Annotated in this window: 3 protein-coding genes; 1 reads left to right on the top strand and 2 read right to left on the bottom strand. The window is 73.8% G+C overall.

Features of this window, described 5'->3' with window-relative positions; genetic code table 11:
- Window positions 1-838: MerR family transcriptional regulator (locus tag GKQ77_RS31410; protein ID WP_308117837.1), on the bottom strand; the 838-nt coding region annotated here is incomplete at its 3' end.
- A gap of 207 nt (window positions 839-1,045) precedes the next feature.
- Here GKQ77_RS31410 and GKQ77_RS31405 point away from each other — a divergent pair.
- Window positions 1,046-1,864: an alpha/beta fold hydrolase gene (locus tag GKQ77_RS31405; protein WP_219692512.1), complete on the top strand. Its 819-nt coding sequence runs from the start codon at window positions 1,046-1,048 to the stop codon at window positions 1,862-1,864.
- Here the strand turns inward: GKQ77_RS31405 and GKQ77_RS31400 are convergent.
- Entirely contained in the window at window positions 1,861-2,466 is a 606-nt protein-coding gene (locus GKQ77_RS31400) for a dihydrofolate reductase family protein (RefSeq protein ID WP_219692511.1), read from the bottom strand. The genes GKQ77_RS31405 and GKQ77_RS31400 overlap by 4 nt on opposite strands.
- Window positions 2,467-2,563: the final 97 nt, after the last annotated feature.

The raw sequence follows: 2,563 nt of genomic DNA, 5'->3' as shown, positions 1-2,563 counted from the left end.
TGACCTCGGCGGCGAGCTGCCAGTAGTGGTCGATGCGGGGTTCGGCGGCGAGCATGCGGGCGAGGCCCCGGCGGAAGCCGGCGGTGTCGCGGGCGTTGAGCGCGGCGGCGTGGACCGCGACGAAGCAGTCGAGGGCCTCGCCCGGGTGCGGGGCGCGGCCCGCCCGCAGTGCGGCCGAGGCCAGCGCGAACGCCTCGGGGAGACCTTCGTAGAGCACGTCGGGACGGTAGCCCTTGCCGGGCTGGTGCGCCTCGGGCTGCCCGGGGCGCGCGGCCGTGCGCGGGGCCGAGTCGAAGCAGGGCCCGGAGACGAAAGCGTGCAGCCGCGCGAAGGCGAGCACCTGCGCCGGGGCGGGGTCCTCGGGCAGCCGCGGGACCGCCTGTTCGACGACGGCGGAGACCACTCGGGCGGGCAGCCGCGCGGGCAGCCAGAGCCGCCAGAACCGGGCGAGCGCCGCGGTGTTCGGGGGCGCGTTCGGGGGCGTGCCCAGGCCGCCGATCAGGCGCAGCCGCTCGGCGCGCTCCTCGGTGGAGCAGTCGCGCAGCAGGCGCAGAGCGGCCTCGCGCCAGCGCAGGGCGGTCAGCCGCGTGCCGAGTGCGCGCAGCTGGTCCTCGATGACGTCCTCCAGCGCGTCCTCCTCGGCGAGTACGCGGCTGACCTCGGGAACAGGCACGTCGAGACCGCGCAGGGAGCGGATGAGGCGGAGCCGGTCGAGGGCCTCGGGGCCGTAGCGGCGGTGGCCGCCGCCGCTGCGGGCGGCTTCGGGCAGCAGGCCCCGGTCGGAGTAGAAGCGGACGGTCTTGACGGTGACGCCGGCCCGCTCGGCGAGCTGCCCGATGCTCCATGCGCCGGGCGGGGCGGGCCCGGTCCCGGTCGCGGTCGCTTTCTCGCTCCCGCTCTCGCTCTCGCTGCCGGTGCCGTCTGCTGTCACGACTTGAACCTCCCTCAGGGGGAGTTCCTAGCGTACGGGCGAGCGCGGGGGCGGCGGACCGGTCGGCCCGGCCGGGGCGCGACCCGTGCCGTGGACCGCGTACTAGGAGGAATCATGACGGCGTTCGTGCTGGTGTCGGGTGGTCATACGGGCGGCTGGATCTGGCGGGACGTGGCGGCGCGGCTGCGCTCGGCGGGAGCCGAGGTGCACGCGGTGACGCTCACCGGGCTCGCGGAGCGCAGGCATCTGGCGGGCCCGAGGACGGATCTGGAGACCCACATCGAGGACGTGGCCCAGGCGATCGACCACGTCGACGCGTCCGAGGTGGTCCTGGTCGGCTACTGCTACGGGATCTATCCGTCGGCGGGCGCCGCCGACCGGCGCCTGGACCGCGTCGCCCGGCTGGTGTACCTGGACTCGCCTATGCCGCAGGACGGTTGCTCCATGCTCGACCAGGTCCGTGAGCAGATGCCGCAGGGGGCGGCGCGCGAGCGGATGCTCGGCATGCGGGAGCGGGCCGACGCCGGTGGGCTGGTACCGGCGCCCACCCTCGCGGAGTGGCAGGCGCACGGGAACCTCGCGGGTGTGTCCCCCGAGGCGCTGGCCAGGCTGGCGCGCCTGGCCTCGCCGATGCCGGTCGGCCCGTGCGAACAGAGGCTGCGCGTCTCGGACGCGGTCGCGGCCCTCGCGACGACCGGCGTCTTCTGCACCACGGGCGGGACGATGGACATCGCCACGCTCGAAGGCCTCGTGGCGGCGGGCCTGCCGCTCGTCCAGCACCTCGCCGACCCGCGCGCGACCTTCTTCGAACTGGCCACCGGGCACTGGCCGATGCTCTCCACGCCGGACGAGCTGGCCGGCGTACTGCTGCGGGCGGCGGCGGGCGAGGGGCACCGCCTGGCCGCCCCGGCCGCCGCCCACGGAGGGGCTTAGCCCGCGTCCCCCGCGCTCTTGTCGTACGTGAGGAAGACCGAGCCGCTGTCGAGGAGCACGGTGTCCGTCCGCTCGTACAGCGTGGGCTCGAAGGCGGTCTTCGCCGAGAACAGCGGCGTGCCCGAACCCAGCGTCATCGGGGCCAGCTTGACGACCAGGCGGTCGATCTCGCCGCGCAGGGTCCCGGCCAGCTCGCCGCCGCCGCACAGCCAGATGTCCTTGCCGTCCTCGCGCTTCAGCTCGCGCACCTTGGCGACGGGGTCGGTGGCGACCAGCTCGACGTGCGGGTCGGGGCTCTCGGTGAGGGTGCGGGTGAAGACCAGGTGTCTCAAGTGCGGGTAGCAGTCGGGGATCCCGGCGTCCACGCCGATCATGTAGGTCCTGCGGCCTTCGAGGATCGTGTCGAAGTGGCAACCCTCGCCGGTCAGACCGAGGGCCTGCCTGGCGGGGGCGGGCAGGGTCTCGGGGTACGTCTGGGCGAGGTGCTGGACGTAGTCCTCGGCGAACGGCCAGAAGCCGTCGGGGCCCGTGGGGTCGGAACCGTCGGGGCCGGCGATGAATCCGTCGAGGCTGACGGCGATGAAGTAGACGAGCTTTCGCAAGTGGGCTCCTGAGGTGTGGCGGTGGCGTTTCGTGGCACTCCGAGTGAAGTGGTTAGAACGTAGTACTTCACTTGGAGTGGTGTCAACGGTTTCCAGG

Source organism: Streptomyces anatolicus, assembly GCF_019400875.1.
Taxonomy (GTDB): Bacteria; Actinomycetota; Actinomycetes; order Streptomycetales; family Streptomycetaceae; genus Streptomyces; species Streptomyces anatolicus.
The sequence above is the reverse complement of the archived record's forward strand: the minus strand, read 5'-3'. Positions and strand labels throughout refer to the sequence as shown.